Source organism: Shewanella sp. BJSY2023SW001, assembly GCF_047314685.1.
Classification (GTDB): domain Bacteria; phylum Pseudomonadota; class Gammaproteobacteria; order Enterobacterales; family Shewanellaceae; genus Shewanella; species Shewanella indica.
Window position 1 is genome coordinate 1 of the sequence record NZ_JBKORF010000064.1, and the last position, 19323, is coordinate 19323.

15 protein-coding genes and 1 pseudogene are annotated in these 19323 nt (G+C 48.7%); 7 read left to right on the forward strand and 9 right to left on the reverse strand.

From position 1 onward, the window contains the following. Nucleotides 1-73: 73 nt before the first annotated feature. On the forward strand, nucleotides 74-268 hold the full coding sequence (locus tag ACMHXH_RS14505) for a hypothetical protein (RefSeq protein WP_101094691.1): 195 nt from the start codon (nucleotides 74-76) through the stop codon (nucleotides 266-268). A 319-nt stretch (nucleotides 269-587) separates the two neighbouring features. On the opposite strand, the gene ACMHXH_RS14510 is transcribed toward ACMHXH_RS14505, so the two are convergent. Further along, a complete protein-coding gene (locus ACMHXH_RS14510; RefSeq protein WP_039036082.1) occupies nucleotides 588-1079 on the reverse strand; it encodes a glutathione peroxidase in 492 nt (163 codons plus the stop codon). 119 nt (nucleotides 1080-1198) lie between these two features. Here ACMHXH_RS14510 and ACMHXH_RS14515 point away from each other — a divergent pair, with 119 nt between their 5' ends. Next, complete coding sequence (locus ACMHXH_RS14515) at nucleotides 1199-2569, forward strand: magnesium transporter (protein WP_215774123.1); 1371 nt, start codon at nucleotides 1199-1201, stop codon at nucleotides 2567-2569. Nucleotides 2570-2678: 109 nt separating this feature from the next. Here the strand turns inward: ACMHXH_RS14515 and ACMHXH_RS14520 are convergent, their stop codons facing one another. Beyond that, nucleotides 2679-3662: a DUF4382 domain-containing protein gene (locus ACMHXH_RS14520; protein WP_071477228.1), complete on the reverse strand. Its 984-nt coding sequence runs from the start codon at nucleotides 3660-3662 to the stop codon at nucleotides 2679-2681. A 498-nt stretch (nucleotides 3663-4160) separates the two neighbouring features. Between ACMHXH_RS14520 and ACMHXH_RS14525 the strand changes: the two genes are divergently transcribed. Next, complete coding sequence (locus ACMHXH_RS14525; RefSeq protein ID WP_335911941.1) at nucleotides 4161-4676, forward strand: GNAT family N-acetyltransferase; 516 nt, start codon at nucleotides 4161-4163, stop codon at nucleotides 4674-4676. Nucleotides 4677-4905: 229 nt separating this feature from the next. Next, nucleotides 4906-6573 carry a GGDEF domain-containing protein gene (locus ACMHXH_RS14530; RefSeq protein WP_039036090.1) on the forward strand — a complete coding sequence of 556 codons (1668 nt, stop codon included), beginning with the start codon at nucleotides 4906-4908 and terminating at the stop codon, nucleotides 6571-6573. A 117-nt stretch (nucleotides 6574-6690) separates the two neighbouring features. On the opposite strand, the gene ACMHXH_RS14535 is transcribed toward ACMHXH_RS14530, so the two are convergent. Beyond that, nucleotides 6691-9810, reverse strand: coding sequence for an NAD(P)-binding protein (locus ACMHXH_RS14535; protein WP_335911940.1), 3120 nt, complete (start codon nucleotides 9808-9810; stop codon nucleotides 6691-6693). Nucleotides 9811-10027: 217 nt separating this feature from the next. On the opposite strand from ACMHXH_RS14535, the gene ACMHXH_RS14540 reads away from it, so the two are divergent. After that, complete coding sequence (locus ACMHXH_RS14540; protein ID WP_143078467.1) at nucleotides 10028-10531, forward strand: GNAT family N-acetyltransferase; 504 nt, start codon at nucleotides 10028-10030, stop codon at nucleotides 10529-10531. Nucleotides 10532-10595: 64 nt separating this feature from the next. Here ACMHXH_RS14540 and ACMHXH_RS14545 read toward each other — a convergent pair whose 3' ends face one another. Both ACMHXH_RS14545 and ACMHXH_RS14550 read right to left on the reverse strand, forming a co-directional pair. After that, nucleotides 10596-11102 carry a GspH/FimT family pseudopilin gene (locus tag ACMHXH_RS14545; protein ID WP_039036087.1) on the reverse strand — a complete coding sequence of 169 codons (507 nt, stop codon included), beginning with the start codon at nucleotides 11100-11102 and terminating at the stop codon, nucleotides 10596-10598. Nucleotides 11103-11207: 105 nt separating this feature from the next. After that, nucleotides 11208-11729 (reverse strand): GspH/FimT family pseudopilin, encoded by a 522-nt coding sequence (locus ACMHXH_RS14550; RefSeq protein WP_039036088.1) that lies wholly within the window; start codon nucleotides 11727-11729, stop codon nucleotides 11208-11210. Between the two features lie 343 nt (nucleotides 11730-12072). Here ACMHXH_RS14550 and glnB point away from each other — a divergent pair, with 343 nt between their 5' ends. Beyond that, nucleotides 12073-12411 (forward strand): nitrogen regulatory protein P-II, encoded by a 339-nt coding sequence (glnB, locus tag ACMHXH_RS14555; protein ID WP_025009956.1) that lies wholly within the window; start codon nucleotides 12073-12075, stop codon nucleotides 12409-12411. A gap of 265 nt (nucleotides 12412-12676) precedes the next feature. Here glnB and ACMHXH_RS14560 read toward each other — a convergent pair whose 3' ends face one another. Then, a complete protein-coding gene (locus ACMHXH_RS14560; protein WP_335911939.1) occupies nucleotides 12677-13174 on the reverse strand; it encodes a hypothetical protein in 498 nt (165 codons plus the stop codon). Between the two features lie 269 nt (nucleotides 13175-13443). Between ACMHXH_RS14560 and ACMHXH_RS14565 the strand changes: the two genes are divergently transcribed. Further along, nucleotides 13444-14418, forward strand: a complete 975-nt coding sequence (locus tag ACMHXH_RS14565) for a transposase (RefSeq protein ID WP_221050622.1) — start codon at nucleotides 13444-13446, stop codon at nucleotides 14416-14418. Between the two features lie 350 nt (nucleotides 14419-14768). Here ACMHXH_RS14565 and ACMHXH_RS14570 read toward each other — a convergent pair. The 3 genes and pseudogenes from ACMHXH_RS14570 to ACMHXH_RS14580 all read right to left on the reverse strand — a co-directional run. Next, nucleotides 14769-15254: pseudogene (locus ACMHXH_RS14570) on the reverse strand (transposase); the annotation flags it as partial. 423 nt (nucleotides 15255-15677) lie between these two features. Continuing rightward, nucleotides 15678-17288 (reverse strand): P-loop ATPase, Sll1717 family, encoded by a 1611-nt coding sequence (locus ACMHXH_RS14575; RefSeq protein WP_335911938.1) that lies wholly within the window; start codon nucleotides 17286-17288, stop codon nucleotides 15678-15680. Between the two features lie 121 nt (nucleotides 17289-17409). Next, nucleotides 17410-17994 carry an MltR family transcriptional regulator gene (locus ACMHXH_RS14580; protein ID WP_335911937.1) on the reverse strand — a complete coding sequence of 195 codons (585 nt, stop codon included), beginning with the start codon at nucleotides 17992-17994 and terminating at the stop codon, nucleotides 17410-17412. Between the last annotated feature and the right edge of the window lie 1329 nt (nucleotides 17995-19323).

A 19323-nucleotide genomic window follows, 5' to 3' on the forward strand; every position in this document is an offset into this window, starting at 1 on the left:
TTCGTACAAAAAGTCGTGCAAAGAATGAAAACCCGCTGCGCTAGCGCCGGGCTCCCATCCAAGGGAGGTGATGATGAAACACTTGAAAAAGGTTCAGCAATTCAGAGTCGGCTTTGACGAAAAAGTTTCCCTGGTGGATAAATTTTTTATCTGCGACATGCCAAGCATGATTAAAGGCAAGTCTCTAAACAGCATGAAAATAGAGAATAAAAATGGCAGTCCAAAGGACTGCCTAAAAAATGCAGGGGACAAAGATCTTGGGCGCTAGCTCCAGTAGCTCAGTCCAAAGGAAGATGATGAAACCGTTAAAATCGCTTCACTTATTCAGAGCTATTCGGTGAGAAAAAGTTCAGCCATAAAGAGATTTTTCTTGTGGAGCCGGCAGGCATAAAAAAAGGCAGCCATTAAGGACTGCCTTATGATCTATCGAAGATCAATGGGGCCGCGCTAGAAGCCCCTTAGGGAGAATGATGAACATGAAAAAGTAAATTCACTGCTCACTATGTTGGAGTCTGCAGTGATGTTTTGGTTCCCCCTGAATGGCGAAAAATAAGCATGTTTTTTTAATTAGTTTATTTTTCAATTGATTATTTATCCTGTAATAGCTGGATAATCTGATTACGCAGAGCCTCGGGTTTGGTTGTGGGAGCATAGCGCTTGCTGACTTTGCCATGGCGATCGACCAGAAACTTGGTGAAATTCCATTTAATGCTTTCCGAGCCCAACACGCCAGGTGCCTGCTGCTTGAGCAGTTTAAACAAGGGATGAGCATGGGGGCCATTGACTTCCAGCTTGGCAAACAGTGGGAAGCTAACACCAAAATTCAATTCGCAGAAGGACTGGATCTCCTGCTCATTGCCCTTTTCCTGAGCACCAAACTGGTTACAGGGAAAGCCGAGTACCACCAGGCCTTGGTCTTTGAATTCCTGATACAGGCTTTCCAATCCGGCATACTGAGGAGTAAAGCCACAGGCACTGGCGGTATTGACCAGCAACATGACCCGTCCTTGAAATTCGCTGAGATCCGTTTGTTGTCCTTGGATATTCTCAAGTGGGATAGCGTATATTGAGTTAGACATAGTGGCTCCTTGGTTGAAGCTTTACTATATAACACAAACTATATTGTTAGTAATTTATTTGTGCACAATTTAAATTTTGACCCAAGCGCATACTAAAAAGAAAGAGAGAGGAGAGTTGAGTGACACAAACAGCAGTCGAGCCGGAGCTTCAACCTCAAGCAGAAGTGGGGCAGGTGGTACAGCAGTTAACGCTATTGGAGGGCGAAGCTCAGGCCGAGGTCTTTGGTGAGATCCTAGAAGAGGCCGATCCTGGCACGATAGCCTTATTGCTGGAATCCTTGCCGCTGGATGAACGCTATGAGCGCTGGAATCAAATAGCCTTCGCTGAGCGGTCAGCTGTGCTCAGCTTGATGCGCGCCGAACCCAGGATGAGCCTTCTTAGGCAGATGTCGGTGGAAGAGGTGGATCTGTTACTGGCGCAACTGTCAGCTGAAGAGATGATCGAATGGAGCGATTATTTGCCCGACAGCTTTATCGATCGTGCTTTGGCGCAAATGGGGGAGCGGCAACGCAAGCGCTATGAGCTTTATGATCAATACTCGGAAAATGAAATAGGTCGTTACACAGAACATCAGGCCTTGGTGCTCAGTAACAAAAGCCGGGTGGAACAGGCGCAGCGTTTTTTCCGCCGTATTGACTTGGATTGCTGCGAAAACCTCTATCTGGTGGATGAGGATAATCATTACCAGGGAACCGTCAGTCGCTATGAGATTTTTCGTCAGGATCCGCAAACCCCGCTTATTTCGCTTATCGAGCCGGACAGCCGGGTATTGTCGGCCGATTCATCCTTGATAGAGGCCGCCGAAGCGATAGAGCACAGCTCAGATATTGAGCTGCCGGTGGTCGATGAAGAAGGCACCTTAATCGGCCGCTTGACGCTGCGAACGGCAACCGCCTTGGTGCGAGAACACTATGAAGCGCGTTTGATGGCCTCGGCCGGTATGGATGAGTCCGATGACCTGTTTGCGCCTATCGTCAAGGGCGCTCGTCGCCGCGCCATTTGGCTCGGGATCAATCTACTGACGGCATTTTTGGCCTCTGCCACCATAGGTTTGTTCGAGGATGTATTGGCAAAAGTGGTGGCGCTGGCGGTATTGATGCCGATAGTGGCCTCTATGGGCGGAATTGCCGGCTCGCAATCATTGACCCTGATGATCCGCGGCATGGCGATGGGACAGATTTCCATAGGAAACCTGTTTTCCTTGATGAAGAACGAGCTTGGGATAGGGGCTCTCAACGGTATTCTCTGGGCCGTACTCATAGGTTTGGTGGCTGGGCTCTGGTTTGACGATAACCTGATTGGTATGACGATTGCTGTGGCTATTTTGGTCAATATGCTGGTTGCGGCCTTGGCCGGGGTGGCAGTACCCATGATATTGCAGAAATTTAATCAGGATGCTGCGCTTTCCGGCTCGGTGATCCTGACTACGGTCACGGATGTTGTTGGCTTCTTTACTTTCCTTGGATTGGCAACCTTGCTGTATCTATAGTCGTTAGCTATTTATGTGACAGCATTGACCACTTCTGCAAAGTGGGCTCAATAAAAGACAGTCAAAAGAAAAGGGAGCACAGGCTCCCTTTCACAAAAGGCTTTGAAAGCTACTGGGCGACAATGGCGTTGAAGTCTTGCACTGTATCGGTTTGGTTGCTCAGGGTGACCTGATGCAACTGAGGGGCAGGGTTGGGAATAATAAGACCATCATATTGCTCTGGGTCGTCATTTTCCGCGCTGCAGCTGAAGGCCACTGTATAATCCCCGGCGGGAATAAAGCCAAAGGCGTATTTGCCGAAGTTACCTGCTTCATACTCCACTTCGACCGAGTTATATGGCACTACGGCGCCTTCTGGTACCGCATTCTGGTTGACATCCGGATCCAGGTTATCGGTCAGTAATGCTGGGTCCAGATCGTGGCCGGGATAGAGGTAGACAAAGTTGCCGCTATCGGCAGCACATTCACCTGCGTTGAACAGGTTGATATCTACCTCACCGGACAAGGAAGCCACAGTCGCATTGTTGACTATGGATACGCCGTGGGGCTTGAGGTTATAGCGCTGACCATTTTTGTTTTCCACCAGGCTGCGGCGCAGGTCAAATTCTATGGTGAAGCGCTGGACGCCGGTGCTGTCGACTTCGAAGCTGCCTAAACGCAGCCTGGTACTGGGCTGCTTGAGTGGCACTTGACCGGTTTCGTCGATCACATAGCTGAGATCTGAGCCGGTGGACTCATCCAGTATATGCAATATCAACTGTGAATAAGTGCCGACTTCCAACTCGGCATCGCTGAGGATGAGAGCGCTGTCGCTGCCTTGATACTCCAGCAGATCCAGTTGGCGGTAGTCTTCGCCGTTAGGTCCGGAGACCTCGAGGAAGATGTTATCTTGTCCTTCCCGTACCAGCTCAATTTTGTCAAACGCCACGACCACTTTTTCGGCACTGTCGACCGGGGCATCAGATACGGCGAAGCTAACTTTGGCGGTATTGGGTGTTGGTGTCGGCGGGGTATCATTGTCGCTGCCACCACAGGCAGTCAGCAACAGGCCTGAGCCGCAAAGCAGTGCGATACTTGAAATACGATTTTTCATCTTGGTTCCTCTTGTTGTTCCCGGAGCGTGACAGTGCCCGGTTACCCGGGGTTACTCAGAGAATTGTGTTTGTTGTCTGCCACAAACTCCCTCAATGGGGCTAACATAAGGAAGGTGCAAACAGGTCCTCGTGGCACTCTGGCTTACACAGCAATTGGCGTTCAAGGCATCTGACTGAAGGCATGCCGGGGCCTGTCAAAGTCGGATAACGCAGAGAGCCGGTTGCAGTGTAAGCCCCGAAGGGCGTGGCTTACAGGCCAGTTTGCTGTGTTGTGCTTCTTGCAAAGGACTAAGGCCATTTGCAGCGAATCACGCCTTGCATCCTGGCCTGTAAGCCTACGCAGAGCACACATGGGACCTGTTCGCACCTTCCCGAACTAATTGCGGCTTTTACCTGTAGCCATACGTTAATCTGGTTAAGCCGAGGTTAAGTTTTATGGGGAATGTCCCCTTCGATAGCTCACATATCCGCCAAGTATAGTCACCAAAGGAGTATTTATGCCTAATCCTGCCCAGGAAATCACGGTTTCCCTGGCCCAAAGTCCTGACTTGATTGCTGCCGCTTGCGCTTTGGTTGATAGCCGCGATGATAATGCTCACCCCTTGGATCATCAGGCCTTCATGGCCTCCCGTGCCGTGATAGTGGCGCAAAACGGAGTCGGGGAGCTGGTGGGCTGCGCTGTGATCAAGGCCGGTTGCGGAGATATCGCCGAGCTCGGATATTTAATGGTGCGCCCCGACTATAGACGGCGGGGGATTGCGGCGGCCCTGACCCAAAAACGGATCCAAATCGCCCGGGAAATGGGGATCCGGCTATTGTTTGCTACAGTTAGAGAAGAGAATCGTGCCAGTCGTGATAATTTGCTCAAGTCGGGGATGCAGTTTTGGGGGAACTATCTGAGTATCAGAGGCACAGGCAATACTGTGGGATGGTACTTTTTAGTATTGGATGACCAAGTGGATGTCGCTACAGAAATGTTCAAGTTGGTGGGGGATAGGGTCAGAATCGACTGAAATTACACTTTTTCGTCACCGGAGCGTGGCAAACTGGCATTTCCTGGCAGAATTTTATCACGAATGCTGTGAGCTGGATTGCAAAATGTGGTTCACCGAAATAGAGTTAAATCATTAACAATAAAAAATAGATTCAGTGCCTTGGGCGTTTGTGTACTCAAGGATAAGGATAGCGCCATGGTCTTGGACGGAAATCGATTTGCCGACAGACAAACGTTCGCCCTTCAATATGGATAAACACCCAGGTTCCCTGCTCAGGCTATTGCTGGCGTTTGTTCTGCTCCAGTTTAGTGTGAGTGCCTGGGCCACTCAGGTGCTCGACAACAGCTACATTCTCAAGGCTGAGCCACAACAGTTGGCACCGACTTCGTTCGAGGCGGTACCAGCCTGGATCCGGGCGCAACAGGAAACCAGCCTGAGTTTGACCGGCGGCAGTTACTGGATGGTGCATCCCTTACGAGTGGCAAGTCGTGAACAGACTTGGGTCATAGACGTACGCAACTCCATTATAGAATCCATAGATCTTTTGCTGCTGGGGCAAGATGGTAGCAAACAGCAAGCCCACTCGGGCTATGATGCCGACTATCAGTATCTGTTTGATTATGGCAGGCGGTTCACCATCAAGCCGGGGATAGATTATTGGCTGGTGGTCAAGGTTGAGAGCCGTTACTACTCATCGGCACCCGAGATCCGCCTGGCTCCTGAAATAGAACACAGGCTCAGCGCCGACAGACATGCCACAGCCGTGGTGCTATGTCTCGGGGGATTGATTTTTATCGCCTGCTATAACCTGTTCATCTTCTTTACCACCCGTGACAAGGCGTTCTTTTGGTACGGTCTTTATGTGCTGGCTTACTTCGGCGGCTGGGCCTTGACCTTCCACTTGCCCGCGCACTTGTTTCAGTTCCGGCAACTCGAGTTGCATCACCTATTCTTTATCAGCCTGCCCATATTGAACATTTTGTTCTATAACAATTTTCTGCAGCTTTCTCTCTATTCGCCCAAGCTTTGGCGCCTCAGTCGCATCTTGTTGTGGGCCTGTGTGTTGGCTCTGCCCACCAGTATTTGGTTCTTGTCCTATACGGCGATTATTGCTTCAGTGCTTATTATGCTCTGGATTGGACTGGCGATAGTTTGCGGTAATGTCTGTCTGATGAAAGGCTTCTCGCCGGCGCGTTATTTCATAATGGCCTTCAGCTGTTTGCTGCTGCCGGCAATCATCATATTGCCTGGTAACATGGGTATCACCCCGGACTTTTTTGAATATGCCGAGCTGGCAACTTTGCTGGGTGGCACTGCCGATGCTCTGTTGCTGTCCTTGGCGTTGGCAAGTAAGCTCAAACTCTTGTCGGAGGAGCGCCAGGAGTATATCCGCAAGTTGGGTATCGCTTGGGAACGAGCTCGCAGTGATAGCCTTACAGGTCTTGCCAACCGCTTGGCCTATGATGAGAGTCTGGCGGATTCCTGCCTGAGTAGTGGCATGCCCAAGCCGGGATACCTGTTGGTATTGTTGGATATTGAGGGGCTGAAACGGGTCAATGACACCCTGGGACATGGGGAAGGGGACAGATTGCTGTTGGCGGTAGCCGAAGAGCTACAAAGCTGGTCTGAAGCCAAGCTCAAGCCTTTTCGCATTAGTGGCAATGACTTTGCTTTGCTACTGCCGGAAGTCGAGGGGCAGCGACTGCAGAACTTGCTGCCGAGGCTGGAGCAGCGTATTGCCAGTGAAGGTTTTGCCGAGCTCTGTGTCAATCATGGCTCTGCGGCCAGTACAGACAAAGAAACGGTCCAGGATTGGGTCCGCGCCGCTGACAAAGACTTGTATCAGTGCAAGAGTCTGCGTCGTCGTGAGCTGCACGCCAGACAACTGGCCGCAGCCGAAGGCCTGCCCCGCTGAACTCTCGGGGCTAATTTCGGGACTAATTCCTGGGCTAAGTCCGGAGCTAAGTCAGCAGCTCAGTCCAGAGCAAGCTCATAGCTGAGTCGAACCGGCTAAATCCCGCCTGGATGCCTATCAGAAGTCTTCCTCACCCTTGATATGGCGCGGATAGCCACAGATAGCCTTGGAGGTGTGCATACCCGCCATGGTTGCGGCTTCGACGCAGCCCACATTCAGCCCTGTTTTTATCCAATCACCGGTGACATAGAGGTTATCCAGCCCAGTACCGTCTGTGGTGATGCGAAAACGCGAGCTATCTTTCACCGACAACACATACCGCTCGGACGGGTCGACATTGGCACGCCAGTATTGGCTGTCAAAGCGCTGTTGTCCTTGACGTTCCTCCGGGTCGTGCAGCCAATCCCAGACAAAGCCATTTTGGGCTTCCGGCCAGAGATTGCCTATTTGATGCTCGAGTTGCCCCAGAGCCCCGGACTTGGCCACGGCATTCATTTGTTGGTTAAAGTCGCTCTGCTCTCTGGGGGGATATTCGGCAACCGGCAGCGCCGAGCAGAAGTAACTGGCATTCTTGACGCGGCCTACCGGCCAGCTTTCTTTGTCAATCAATTGATCCATACTGGCCCAGGTGTCATAGGGTTCGCTGAAGGCCGACAGCACAGGCTCTTCGCCGGAAGCCGGAAAAAGCTGCCAGCCAAGACCGTTGAGATCTGTGTTGAGCCACAACTGATAGGCCTGGGTCGCCACAGTTTGCACCTTGGCCACAGCCTCTGATAGCGCCGGACTTTGGGTCATCACTTCTTTAGCCACATGAGGAACGGCGCCTATGGATAGACCGAAGATCACCTTGTCAAAATCCACCCCCTTACGCAGCTGCTTCACCGGCAGAGCGCGACCGGTTTCTTGCTGGTACAGCTGCGGCCAATCACTCCAGAAGTGTTCCAGGTTGACCCGGTTTTTTGCAATTAATCTGGCTTGAGTTTCATCCAGTTGTGATAGCAGAGGCTCGCTTGGCCAGCAGCCGAGTCCTTTGACATCCACCAACGGCTGATACTCGCTGAGTCCAGGCTTGAGGCTGGCCTGCTCCACTATCTCTATGCCGCTGACGGATTGCCCCTGACATTGCAGCTGTTGTACCTGGTGGAAGAAGTGAAAATTCACTCCGCGGCGTTTCAACACTTCATAGTAGGGGGTGAATACTGTGTCGCCCATGCCGGCCTGCATTTTCCACATCACGCCCCCTTGGTAGCAGAGGGCAATTCGCAGCATGGAGCGGATTATGGTGCCGGCTTCCACATTGGGGCGGGAGAAATCGCCCTGTTCATAGGCGAACACCAGATCGTAGAAGCCCCTTACCGGTGCCGAATCGACAGTGTAACGCTCGCTGGCGCCATGGCGACGCAGCCATTCGCGGTAGTCATAGCCGTTGATAACATCGAATCCGCCCTTGAATACCCCATCGACAAACATCCCCTTGAGTATGGTCAGACCGAGGTCGGCACCTATGTAGAGGCGCCTGAGCTCGTCATTGCCACTCAAGTGATCGCCAAAGCGGCGCTTGAGACGCCGATGCAGTATATCGACGGCACTCTCGATTAGGCCATCGTCCTCGACAGTGTCGTGGTGGTGATCGTCACACTCCTGGCCTATCAGCTGGTTGAAGCGGCACTCCAGCTTGTCCCCCAGGGTTTCCAGGCTATCTTTGGCGTCATCCAGCGCCTCTTCGATGCGATCGTTCAGGCGTTCAAACCAGTCGCGGGTGAACCAGTCTCTGGGGCTATCCTTGGCCACGGCCTCATCGACTTCATCCATCTGTTTTAGCCATTGACGGATCCAGTAAAAGGCCGCCTTGACCAATTTCCACAGCGTCAGGGTTTCTGTACTGTCGCCGGGGATACCCGGCATGGGCGGGAACTCTATGGGCCAGCTCAGGCTGCGCCCCTCTATCTGTTCCTGCAGCACAATAAAGTTATGGGGCTTGAATGCTTCGACAAAGCTGGCCAGCGGCGCGTCATCCGCTCGCCCCAGTTCCTCATAGGCTTTGCGCATCAGGGCCGCGGCATTTTGGTAGAACCCAAACCAAATATGCAGCCCATGCTCTTCGATACGATCCCCCATGGCGGCATTGCGCCCGGAGGCTCCCTTGCCACCAATGCGCCAGCCCTGTTGATAGATATCTATCTGGTACCGGTTTTGCCAGCCAGGTTGTTCTGTAAGGCACATGGCCGCGGTAATGGCGGCAACGCCTCCACCGAGAATGGCAATTTTCTCTTTTTTGACTATAGAGTTGTCCACCAACACTTCGCCCGGCGGCACCTCAAAGTCAAAGTTCACATGGTAGGGCAGCAACACCTGCTGCTCGCCGAGCTGTACCCCCAGGGTTTCGGCCAGCGGGAAGCTGTCGTTGGCAAAGACTGTGGCCACCAGGGAGTTATCCAGCAGCGACAGATGATGCACCTTGGTGACTCTGGCGGGCGCCTGCAGCAGCGCCTGATATACCGCCTTGGTGCCGGAAGCGTCGGGGAACTGCTTCAGGAAAACTTGCTCCACCGCCGGTTTGAACAGCAGTTCGAATACCTGCTCGGCCCCAAGAGCATCCAGATCGGGAATAAAGTCGGTTTGGGCCTGAATAAAGTCCCAGGTTTGGCCTATGGCTTCCAGTGGCGAGAGGGCATTCTCCTGCTGCGGCCTGCACTTAATCTGGAGCAGTGGTGCCATTGCCAGCTCGGCATCCGGGGAGAATTTTTGAAAACTCTTGGCCGCCAACGACAGTTCTGTCAGCGGCTCATCTACGCCTGGCATCCGGTATTCGCAGGCGTATTTGGGATAACCAAACAGCTCGCGGCCATTGATCAATGCCATCGCATCATTGACCCAGATATGCAGCGGCTGAAACAGAATTTCGCTGATTTCGCCGGAATCTGGATTGGCCTGTTTGCCCACCATCACCCAGGTGATGATATCGGTTTCCTGGATCCAACCCTTGTTGCGATCCACCTCGACACTGGAATAAGCCTTGGCGATTTGAGTGAAAGTTGTCAGTACATAAGGGGACAACACCTTGAAATACATCTTGTTGTTGGCGACCTGGCTCAGGGTTTGGTCGACACTCTGTTGCAAATTGGCAAGCTTGCCCTTGAGGAAAAAGCCGTACATATCGGCCTGGGTTAACACCAGAGGAGAGTGCATAAGCACTGAGCCGGGAGGGTAGATAAAGTCGGGGCGTTGTTCGTTCATGGCGACCATCCTTGTGTACTGACGTTTGCCAGATTTATCTGACTGAATTAGCTGAATAAACCTAGCGTATATTCAGGCTTCTTACAATTACACGTTCGTTGCCGGATATGTGTTCCTTAGTGTAAGCAAGTGTAATAGGTTGCTGCTTGGCAGTGTTACCTTCTCCACTTTCTATGGCTTGGCTGGAGTAAACTTCTCTTGGGATAACAATATATTGATGACTGGACATAACCGCCGGATTGGCGTTAATTTGAGCATGGTGAACAGTTTTTATTACTATCATTGTATGAACCCAAGCATACGCACCGCCAGGTTAAGCGATATTCCTGCCATAATGGCGTTGAGATTGAATGTGCGCGAAAACCGCCTGCAGGATCCCGGGCGGATCACTCAAGCTTGCTATCTCAGCTATTTGACAGGTCGGCGGCGCACTTGGGTTGCAGAGGATGAAACACAACTATTGGGTTTTGTCTGTAGCGATCGTGATGATGCCAGAATTTGGGCGCTTTTTATCGCGCCGGAGTCGGAAGGAAAGGGCATAGGTAAGGCCTTGTTACAGCAAGCGGTTGACTGGCTCCATGCCGGAGGCTGTAGCAAGCTGCAACTCAGTACCGAGCCGGGTACCCGCGCCGAAGGCTTTTATCGCCATCTTGGTTGGCAGTCTCTGGGGCTGACTGAAGAAGGTGAGGTGGGTTTCCTGTTGACTTCACCATCAGATTAAAGTGACTTGTAAGCATGGCTCTGACATAGATTCACTCTACTGAAACCGGCATGACCTCTGTCATTTAAATTGGGCAGGCCAGGCCATCAGCGCCGTATTTGATCATCCCTGAGCTGGAAACCGTCACACTTCTTGAGCCATTGGCTTGCTTGGAAGGGCAATAGATAAAGGTCACTTCGCCTGTGTTGCTTAGGCCATCGGCACGAAAGCCAACATTGCTGCCCACGATGGCATCCTTGCTGTCGATGCCTTCCACTACCCGCAATATTTTTTCGCTGCCTCCGGCCTCGGTATAGACCTTGAGGCCATCATTAAAATTGGCGGCACAACCTGTATCACTCTGATAGCCACAAACTTTCACCTCCATACCATAGCTGATGGCCTGGTTGCGGGCGAAGGACAGGGCTTGTTCAATTCGGCTTATTTCCGACTTACTGCGATAGCTTTCATATAAAGAAGTGAGTGAGGGAACTCCCACAGACAGCAGTATGGCGGCAACAGCAATGGTGACCATGAGTTCGACCAGCGTAAAGCCACGGATTCTGGAACTGGAAAAATGTGCAACAGCCATAGTCAACTCTTCACACGAATAGATTACGCTTAAGTATAAGTGAATGAGTTGTTAATTACAGTAGTCTTTGCAAACCCTGTGCAGTGGTCGTTAATTCCACCAGCATCAACCATCCTGACAACTGATGTTTTTATCCTGAGAGCGTCGAATTCGTCCGGCTTGATTGATTATCAAGGCTTTTGAGTGGGGACTATTAGCCTTACCAGGACAATACTTGAAGGTGCCATTGGTTCCTGACGCCAGTCCATCCGGCAGAAAGCGTATCGCTTTCCGGTTGTACTTGAGTATGTCTTGGCTATCAAAAGCGCCGCTTTGAAACAGCAGCTTGTCGTCATCATCCAGGGTCAGATTACCGTTGCGGTCGCTGAAAACCGTTATCCCTTGCTGCCAGGCATCGGCTTCACAGCGGCCATCCTTGAGCGCACAGACACTGACTCTGACGCCATAACTAATGGCCTGATTACGGGCAAATTGCAGCAGTTGTTGTACTTGTTTTATACCGGTTTGAGCGCGATAACCTTCGTAGAGCGACTTGAGTGATGGCGCCCCGACTGAGGCCAGTATTGCCAGCAGCACCATGGCGACCATGACCTCCAGCAGCGAAAAACCAAGTGGTAAATGACGCATAATCTCATCCTTGAGCATTGGGCGGCCCGCATCCGGCGAACCTGAGTGTTAGTTTAGTCCAGGCAGAGGCTCGGCTCTGGTGTCCTTTTAGATGAGTTTGCACTAAATATTGCACTTGCTTACCTAAGGGATGAATAAGTACACCGAGTTGATCATGGCTACTACTAAAGAATAGGCCTGGTTTTTTCATCTGAGCGGACAATCACTTCTTGCCCGCAGTATGTCGTGATAAGCTATTGCGATTGTATCCGAACAAGTAAAATCGCGAGCTATTTCTCCGGTCAAACTGCCGTGGGAATAGTCATGAGTCGCAAAAGAATTCCAAGCCCTAAAGGAGTGCCTGATGAAGAAAGTGGAAGCCATAATCAAGCCGTTTAAACTGGACGATGTCCGTGAGGCGTTGGCTGAGATAGGAATAACCGGTATGACGGTTCTGGAAGTCAAAGGTTTTGGCCGCCAGAAGGGACATACAGAGTTGTACCGTGGTGCCGAGTATATGGTCGACTTTCTGCCCAAGGTGAAGATAGAACTGGTGATTCAGGATGATCTGCTGGAACAGGCACTGGATGTGATTGTTGAAACCGCCCGTACCGGTAAAATCGGCGACGGTAAGATCTTTGTGACCGATATCGAACGCATTATTCGTATCCGTACCGGTGAAGAAAACGAAGAAGCGGTATAAAAACGAACGTAAAAAAATGAGGTTCATTGCAGATTAGCGTGAACTACAAATGAAAACGGTTGGAGAGTTATTGTTTAGTCGCCAAATAAAAACAATGACCCACTCCAATCGTTGTCGATGTCGAATATTAGCTGCACTAGCTCAGACTTGTACTGACAGTGTAGTGGTCAAGTTAATTGGCCACTACAAGCCAATCACACTCAGAACCAAAACCACCGAATGTTCCTGCGTCCGTTTTAGCAGTTTTTTATGTGTAAAACCACGATTATCGTAGTAAAGAAAAATATTTATCCAAGGTGATCTCTGCTACCCAACACTCCAGCGTACCTTCACAGGATAAACCTAATGGATTCAAAGGAGTACAGGTACTTTTGATAGGTACTAGAGAGTTTTCAATTTGATATTCAAAAGTGTAATATTCCGTTTTGTATATGAATTTATCCCCCAATAAACGACCATTCTCATCGTCGTGCCTCATAAAATAACGCGTAATTACGTGGACTTCCTCATCGTTCTCTTCAACTAATTGAGAAACAACATTGGCCATTCCTTCGTAACATTCAAATATTAATTCAGAGAACTTATATTCATTAAAAGTATCAGTCATATTGATAGGGCGAAAATATATATGAGGTCTAAGAATAACACCTTCATTAGAACTAAAAGCCACATTTAATCCACTATGAGGCACTTGTTCATATAAGCTTTTTTTAAGAATCAAATGTTGGTCGAAATATATAACCTCATATAAATCATCACTCATTTACACTACATCTCCTTAACTTGTTGGCAGATTCAAATCCACATATAAAAATCAAGCCACCCACTGTAAAACAATAACTTAATCTTCTTTCTGTCTGCGTTCAAGCACCAGTAGTGGATTTGAGCACCCGGAGGTAGCAAAATGGAGACACCCATAATTCTTGACAAAATCAAAATGAAGAAAATCAAAATGAAGACACCCATAATTCTTGGCAGGTTTCTCTCACCTTGTCTAGGCTTGAATGGAGCCTTTGAAAAGGAAAGGATGCCATGCCGAGGCCAAGATATGCTCAAGTCAGTCTTGAGGACACTCCCTTCTATCACTGCATCTCCCGCTGTGTACGCCGCGCCTTTCTATGTGGTGTTGATGATTATTCCGGCAAGAGCTATGAACATCGCCGCGATTGGGTTGAATCCCGTCTATTGGAACTGGCGGCAGTGTTCGCCATTGACTTGTGTGCCTATGCAGTCATGTCCAATCATCTGCATTTGGTGCTCAGAGTTGACTTGAAAACCGCCACTGAATGGACATTGGAGCAGGTTTTACAGCGTTGGCATCTGCTTTACAGTGGAACTCTGTTATCTCAGCGTTTTCTGCGCGGTGAAACACTTTCTGATATTGAATATCTCACTCTGCAACAAACCGCTGAAGTCTATCGCCAACGTTTGATGGATATCAGTTGGTTTATGCGGGCGCTCAATGAACCTATTGCCAGACAGGCCAATCGGGAAGACGGGTGCAGTGGTCGCTTCTGGGAAGGCCGCTTCAAATCCCAGGCGCTATTGGATGATGCAGCCGTATTGGCCTGCATGGCTTATGTTGACCTGAACCCTATCCGCGCGGGAATAGCCAAAATCCCGGAAGACTCAGACTATACCAGTATTCAACGGCGGATACGGGCCGCGATGCAAGGCAAAAACACACCTGAGCTGTTACCCTTTGTCGGCAATGAACGGCTGAACATGCCACAAGGATTGCACTTTGATGCCAAGGATTATCTACAACTGGTCGATGATACCGGGCGCATTATCCGCCACGACAAGCGCGGTCACATCACTGCCGGCACAACAACCATTTTGAATCGTTTAAACATCCCTATCGACAACTGGCTCAAGTTAACGACTGATTTTAGCCGTCTATTCAAAGGGCCAGTGGGTACACTGGAATCTCTTACCGACTACTGTATTCACCTACAACGACGACGAAGACAAGGAGCCGCTAATTGTCAGAAGTTGTTTAGCTGAATCCCCGAGGCTCCAAGATATTTCTCTCCAATCGAACTTTATTCGACCTCCATCGTGTCTGAAATTCGACTTTTTCGCTCATTTCAATAACTGAATGGCCCTCAAAAGGTTTGAAAGATGATTTTCTCTCAGTGAAAACATCAGTGTTTCTGTAATCCAGGCAACTAGAGCCTTCACTCAGCTAATAATGGGTGTCTTTGTTGTTCTAGGCAACTAGAGCCTTCACTCAGCTAATAATGGGTGTCTTTGTTGTTCTCGTGCGACTTAAATCTTCCTTCCCACAAATTTATCCGGAATAAATTTGAACAGCTTTAGCTGGCCCGCAGGGAGAGTGCCAGGGATGGCGGCGAATAGAATCGGCCGGTACAGTTATCTTCCTGATTGGCTTGACGCGCTATCGGTTCGTTGAGACAACGCATGAACCAACTGATGTCACATAACCTGCTGCGAAAAATCGCGATAGTATGCTTCAGCCTGGGAACTTCATGCGCTTCAATCAGCTCACCCTGGGTGAATTTGCGGGTTAACTCATCACCTTTGAACAGCTTATGCCATTGCTCAAGCACTTCTCTGTCTGTCCATCGGTTTGCTGTCTCTATATCGATATGCAACACCAGATGCAGATGATTACTCATGATGGCGAATGCCGCCACATCAATGGCAAAAACAGCTTCCAGTTCAAACAATAACGATTCCACCCAACCACGGCGGTGGTCATAATTCTTACCCGAGTAGGCATCATCACCACACAGAAAGGCTCGCCGCACCACGCGGCTGCAACAGTGATAGTAGGGCGTATCTTCAAGGCTGATTTGAGTTCGGCGAGGGCGCGGCATAATAACCTCCTTGTTAAATGCTTAAACAAAGCATAGTCGGAGGCTAACCTCTGCGCCATTAATGCTGGGTGTCCATATTCTCTATTCTCTTATTTAGTCGCAAAATAATGACCCACTCCAATCGTTGTTGATGTCGAATATTAGCTGCACTAGCTCAGACTTGTACTGACAGTGTAGTGGTCAAGTTATTTGACCACTACAAGGCTCCTGCGGCGAACACAAGTAATACGAATAACCTAACTTGCGCGGCTCTATTCAAGTCAACTGCCGATATTTATTTGCCAAAGTCTGGCTGTTAGAGTGTCCTTACCGGAGATTTTTGGATCTCCGGTAAGGACACTTTTACCTATTTGACAATGGGAATAACGCCGTGCTCTGGGGTAAACCGAAGCGCAGCTTAGGTTTGTCCCTAGCAGCACTTTGTTATGAGCGGTAGTTGACACGTTTTTTACCTGAGTTTACTGCTCGGGCTAGCCCGTAGAATATCTCATACCGCACGCCTTCTTTAACTTTTGGAGAAAAGTTCGAATAGCTTCGATCTCTAAAGCTCCAGTGAATAAGAGGTTTATGCCCCTCAACATCCTCGACATAGCAGATAACATTAGTTTCATATAGGAACTGCAAAAAACTATTTGGCGTTTCCATGAAGTTAGGTATTTTCTTGTCGGTTGATTTTATGTGCTGAATAAGTCCTGAATGGGAAGATAGGTATTCTTCATACGTAAACCTAGTGGCTCCATTCAACAGCTCAAAAAATTTTAAGAAAAATTCATAGTCGTCGTTGTTGTAATAAAAGGAAATCTGATCTTTAATTTCACCTAATAAATGATCTGACAGCTTGCGCTTGAAGTCATGACTTTCAAAATCCTCAAGTGTATGCTGCGTCTTGCTTGTCTCGTTTTTCTCTACTGCATTGTCTTTCAAAAACTCAAGCATCATCAAAATATCCCTAGGACGATAAAATGAGTTTCTCAAGAATCCGATGAAAGAAGAATCACTTCCACTTGCATCGTCATGACGCTTTGTTGTGTACGGGAAATAAAATCTCCAAGAGTCGCCATCATTCTTCAGATCCTGCTTATCTCGATCATTCTGCTGATTGAATAGCAGCTTGTCTGTCATCCTGAAAAGTGAAGACGTTTCATAATTTGCATAAGTTGTCCTCCAGTCCAGATAAACCGAATTTGATCTAATTTTTGTGTTCTGGTTTTGGAGTCCGATAGAAGTAAATATGTCGGGGCGAACAAGAAGAACCGCTTTCAATCGTCCTTTTGAGTCTTTAATTGTGGGAAAAAAATCATTGTTTAGCTGCCATACAGCATTTGCAAGACCTTTTACACAATCCAAATATTCCCTGTACTCGATACCATCTGGACGTATATCTATACCATCAATAAATAATGTATGGCTGTTTGAAAGTTTCAACTCTGATAAAGCTTTTTCAAAACTCTTTTGAATGTAAAGCAAATTTGTCTGAAACCGGTTTTCTGAAAATGTAAGACTTTCCTTTTGTTCTCCTGAGGCTTTCGCAAACTTGCTCAAGTATTCTGCAGCAATTTTTGATTCCTGAACAAATTGCAATGCATGTAATATTTCTGGGCTAAATGCATGTAGGTAGTACTCATCAATTGCAGAGTTAAGTGATCGAAATTTAATGAACTTTGGTAGTAAACCCTCTTCTTTATCTGCTATCTGCTTTGAAAGCATTAAGAGAATTATAACTCTCCAAATATTTGTGTAATCGGAAAGATCTAGATGTCTCTCTTTCTTCAAGGCGACAAATTTCTGATACTCGGTTTCTCTAATGAACTTTAAATCACAAATATTTGAATTCAAACGATTGTTTGCCAAATAAACAGCGTAGGCTGTTTTTCCTGCTCCTTTCTCCCCCATCAAAAAGGATATTTCAGGTTTTAGGATTTCAGAAGCATACTCATCGACGACGAAATTCCGATTAAAAACCTCTTTAAACTCCCTCCGCCGATAATTTTCAGCATCGGGAAAGCTATATTCTAGATCTATTATCTTCTTCATATCAGTTTCGTTCCATCTAGGGGAGCACAATTTGGATAGCAACGCTGTAGCTCATAACGCCGTGCTCTACGGGAGGAGCGAAGCGACGATCCGTAGCAGCACCTTGTTATGGCTTGCTGCCTCATTTTTCTTTACCTTTAGCCATGACCATTACTGGCACACCTTCAGGTGGTAACTCATCTTCGACTGAACGCCATCTGGTTTCATCAGCAGTTACCCATGTTTTAGCTTCTCTTCGTTCTTTCTCTACCCAGGCAGGCCTGTAGTAGAGGCGTAAAACAATACACACGATGGCATTAGTAAATCTAAACCTTGGATCATTTGTTGGATAGTTAGCCCCTTGGGGGAGATCCGACTTTAGACTTGAACAGAACCCCTTAATTTTCTCCGTTTGGAAAGATAGTCCATGTTTTGCATGTGCAAATTCATTTCTTACTTTACGAATTAAACTTATTTCTTGATATTCATATTCGTCTATTAGGCCCAATGCAAAGCAAGTTTCGATTCTTGAAGAGAATGTACCTAATGGAGCATTACCCTCAGTAAGCAATTTTTTAGATGATTTACCTTCGATAAAAAATGCCTGCAATGTTTCCAATAGCTTTTCATCGATTAATGCAGTACCAACTAAAGGAAGACCTCTATCGGTCTCCTTTTTTAGCTCTTCGACAAATTTCGCTAAGTCTTCTGCATGATCTAATCTCATCCGAGCTTAATTCTCCTTGTGGCCATAACAGCTGTATAGTACGCATGCGCGTTTTAGTCCTCGGAGGAGTGTAAACACGCATAGCTATCTATTTGTATTGGCTGGATATAATACCATTTAGTCCAAATATCCCTTGCAGCTAAACGCGCATGCGCGGTTTCCAAACCTATTATCTACCAGTTGTATTTTTTAACTTTATGAATTTAATAGTATTTCCTGCAATGTTACGGAAATAACGCGCAAGCTTAGCTGCAAATTCCCGGCATTTTGTCCAGAACGTCAATAATACAGTGTAAAAAATCAGTTCTGAGGTGTTTGTCATGAACGTTCTAGGTCCAATAAAAGCCGAGTAAAGCCATGGCTACCGCACGGGTCCAAACTCTGTTTGTCCCTGCATTCCGCTGAAAACGGAAAAGTGCTGCTTTCGGCCTTAAGCTTAAGAAAGTGCTAAAGCTAAGCGTTTGAATTGGTTATACAATAGCTAGCATTGAATGTGAAAACAATTAGCCAAAGGTCAAGTTTTTGACAAAGGCAACAAAACCCTGATTTGGTTTGTTTTTGCAACAGAATTAACTGGGTGTTTGCATTCTTCCCTGTTTTCAACGGTCACAGTCCCACCTAGTACTGGCCGAGCTTCCGGCCACGGTGTAGCCAATCACCTGCGGTGCGCCTTTCGCACAGGCGATCCTGTGACTCGGCGAGAGTTGCATAGCAACATGCTTTCGAGCGCGAACCAGGGATGGTGAGCTGGCCGTTAAACAGGGAAGTTGTTGTGAATACGTCCATGTAGCCTCGACGAAAACGTCCCTGTTTTCGACGGTCACAGTTTCGCCTGTGCCTGGAATATGGGCGTATTTCTGTGGGCATATAGGTAGCTTCAAACAAGTTAGTTCTCACAGAATTGCACCAATACCCCCTCGGTGTCGCCGAAAGCCGTTGGCGCAAATAACGTGGCTGAGGCATGGCCGTTCACGGGCGTCCTGCCCTTCACGGCATTGGGACTCCTGTCCGGCAGATGCTAACGCAGCTCAGTCGAATCAGGGGCGAGTGTCGCCTAGCGACGAGCTAACGAGCGCGAGACAGGATGTTGAGCTGGGTTAGAGTCACATGGATGTGACTCGGAGCGTCTGGCGCGATAGCGAATTGGCATCAAAAGCACAGGGGGTTTTCCGCTGCGTCGCGGGTCGCTGGGGGTTTGGAAAGGGGGCGAGTCGATACAGCCCACTTTCCTCGGGTGTGGGGCGGCGAGTGTCGCATAGCGACATGCTTACGAGCGAGAGCCAGGGATGGCGAACTGGCCCTTGTGCATGGATGCACTTGCTCCACGAC

Bases quoted from the DNA above. Each gene is read 5' to 3' on its own strand.
- ACMHXH_RS14525 (WP_335911941.1), top strand. From the start codon at position 4,161: ATGCCTAATCCTGCCCAGGAAATCACGGTTTCCCTGGCCCAAAGTCCT.
- ACMHXH_RS14520 (WP_071477228.1), bottom strand. From the start codon at position 3,662: ATGAAAAATCGTATTTCAAGTATCGCACTGCTTTGCGGCTCAGGCCTG.
- ACMHXH_RS14545 (WP_039036087.1), bottom strand. From the start codon at position 11,102: ATGGCTGTTGCACATTTTTCCAGTTCCAGAATCCGTGGCTTTACGCTG.
- ACMHXH_RS14575 (WP_335911938.1), bottom strand. From the start codon at position 17,288: ATGAAGAAGATAATAGATCTAGAATATAGCTTTCCCGATGCTGAAAAT.
- ACMHXH_RS14565 (WP_221050622.1), top strand. From the start codon at position 13,444: ATGCCGAGGCCAAGATATGCTCAAGTCAGTCTTGAGGACACTCCCTTC.
- ACMHXH_RS14535 (WP_335911940.1), bottom strand. From the start codon at position 9,810: ATGAACGAACAACGCCCCGACTTTATCTACCCTCCCGGCTCAGTGCTT.
- ACMHXH_RS14530 (WP_039036090.1), top strand. From the start codon at position 4,906: ATGGATAAACACCCAGGTTCCCTGCTCAGGCTATTGCTGGCGTTTGTT.
- ACMHXH_RS14510 (WP_039036082.1), bottom strand. From the start codon at position 1,079: ATGTCTAACTCAATATACGCTATCCCACTTGAGAATATCCAAGGACAA.
- ACMHXH_RS14550 (WP_039036088.1), bottom strand. From the start codon at position 11,729: ATGCGTCATTTACCACTTGGTTTTTCGCTGCTGGAGGTCATGGTCGCC.
- ACMHXH_RS14540 (WP_143078467.1), top strand. From the start codon at position 10,028: ATGACTGGACATAACCGCCGGATTGGCGTTAATTTGAGCATGGTGAAC.
- glnB (WP_025009956.1), top strand. From the start codon at position 12,073: ATGAAGAAAGTGGAAGCCATAATCAAGCCGTTTAAACTGGACGATGTC.
- ACMHXH_RS14505 (WP_101094691.1), top strand. From the start codon at position 74: ATGAAACACTTGAAAAAGGTTCAGCAATTCAGAGTCGGCTTTGACGAA.
- ACMHXH_RS14580 (WP_335911937.1), bottom strand. From the start codon at position 17,994: ATGAGATTAGATCATGCAGAAGACTTAGCGAAATTTGTCGAAGAGCTA.
- ACMHXH_RS14560 (WP_335911939.1), bottom strand. From the start codon at position 13,174: ATGAGTGATGATTTATATGAGGTTATATATTTCGACCAACATTTGATT.